General features: G+C 47.3%; 1 protein-coding gene. It reads right to left on the minus strand.

Annotation, left to right across the window (positions count from 1 at the left end):
• Positions 1 to 502: 502 nt before the first annotated feature.
• Positions 503 to 1,867 carry a histidine--tRNA ligase gene (gene hisS / locus QVP67_RS13080; protein WP_022164014.1) on the minus strand — a complete coding sequence of 455 codons (1,365 nt, stop codon included), beginning with the start codon at positions 1,865 to 1,867 and terminating at the stop codon, positions 503 to 505.
• Positions 1,868 to 2,040 lie beyond the last annotated feature (173 nt).

Here is a 2,040-nt window from a genome sequence, read left to right on the forward strand (position 1 = left end):
TCCTGCCAATTTGACGCTACACGAATCAAACCTATGCAATTATTTCAGATTTCAGCCCGTCAGGAAGATGCAGAAAATTACCTAACTGGGGAATATTTTTTCCCTAACTGGGAAAAAATAATTTCCTAACTGGGAAAAAAATATTCCCTAACTATGGAAAAATCCATCGTCAGGGAATCAATCAATTCGTTTCTCAAAGCCGTATTTCTTCGGCACAGTTTATCTTGTTCAAATGCTCCAGAATGCCTTCGTCGAACTGACCATGGCACTTCCCATGTACAAAAGAAACAAAATGGCCACAATAAACATTACTACCCCAATCAGCAGATTGTGCCTGTTCTCGTTTAGTTGAATGGAAAACATAATAACCTCCTCCATATTTATAAGTCCGATGCAAAAGTAACCCACGCCTGTTACATTGCTTTTACACCCTGATTACAAATATACAAAAAAGGGAGCAGAAACCCACTCCCTTTTAATAGTCTTTTATCTTTCTTATCGGTTAGTCACCCAATTCTGCCACCAGTTCATCAGGAGTCACCAGACGCTGTTCGCCGGTTTCCATATTTTTCAGGGTCACCTTGCCTTCGTTCATCTCGTTTTCGCCCACCAGTGCTACGAACGGAATGCCTTTAGCATTGGCGTAGCTCATCTGTTTCTTCATCTTACTGCTGTCCGGGAAGATCTCGGCACGGATGCCTGCAGCGCGTACCTGCGCCAGTACCTGCATGGAAAAGGCTGCTTCCTTTTCACCAAAGTTGATGAAGAGCAGTTGGGTGCCGTTCACGGCTTCCTTCGGGTAAAGATCCAACTGGTTGAGCACATCGAAGATACGGTCGGCACCGAACGAGATACCTACACCGCTCACACCGGCCATGCCGAAGACACCTGTCAGGTTGTCATAGCGTCCGCCACCGGTGATGCTACCTATCTGCACGTCCAAGGCTTTCACCTCGAAGATGGCACCTGTATAATAGTTCAGTCCGCGTGCCAAGGTCAGATCAAGCTCTAATTCGTTTTTCAGTCCCAATCCCTTCAGGGTAGAAAGGATGAACTCGCTCTCTTCCACTCCCTTCAATCCGGTTTCGCTGGCTGCCAATACCTGCTTCAACGTAGCCAGTTTCTCTTCGTTCGATCCACTCAGCAGAATGATAGGTTGCAGTTTGGCGATGGCCTCGTCGCCGATGCCTTTTTCACGCAGTTCGGCATTCACGTTATCCAAACCTATTTTGTCCAACTTGTCGATGGCTACGGTAATGTCTACTATCTTGTCTGCCTCGCCGATAATTTCAGCAATACCGGTCAGAATCTTGCGGTTGTTGATTTTGATGCACACCCGTATACCGAAACGGCTGAACACCGTGTCGACAATCTGCATCAGTTCCACTTCGTTCAGCAACGAATCACTGCCCACCACGTCGGCATCGCACTGGTAGAACTCGCGGTAACGTCCCTTCTGCGGACGGTCGGCACGCCATACGGGTTGAATCTGATAGCGTTTGAAAGGGAAAGTAATTTCGTCACGATGCATCACCACGTAGCGTGCAAAAGGCACCGTCAGGTCGTAGCGCAAGCCTTTCTCGCAGAATTTGCAGGCCAGCTTAGCGGCGTTACGGCTCAGCAGTTCGTCATCGGTCAGGCCAGAGAAGTAGTCGCCCGAGTTCTGTATCTTGAACAGGAGCTTGTCGCCTTCCTCGCCATACTTGCCCATCAGCGTAGAAAGCATCTCCATAGCGGGTGTTTCTATCTGCTGGAAGCCATAGAGGTGATACACGTCGCGGATGGTGTTGAATATATAGTTGCGTTTCGCCATTTCTACCGGCGAAAAGTCACGGGTTCCTTTCGGAATACAAGGTTTTGCTGCCATATTCGTATCAGTTACATTTATAATCAGGCGGCAAAGTTACAGTATTTTATCCGGAAAATCTTCATCTGGGGGATAAATATTCCAACGGCCGTCGGACAATCAATAAAATTCCGCTTTATGTTATCTAGGGGATTTTCTTATACTCGTAAGTTTCAAATTTTAGGGTAGCCCCT

Origin of the sequence: Bacteroides sp. CAG:633, from assembly GCF_000435115.1 — a bacterium.
GTDB lineage: Bacteria > Bacteroidota > Bacteroidia > Bacteroidales > Bacteroidaceae > Bacteroides > Bacteroides ndongoniae.

Excerpts from the sequence above, each read along its gene's own strand:
- hisS (WP_022164014.1), bottom strand. The coding sequence starts at position 1,867 with ATGGCAGCAAAACCTTGTATTCCGAAAGGAACCCGTGACTTTTCGCCG.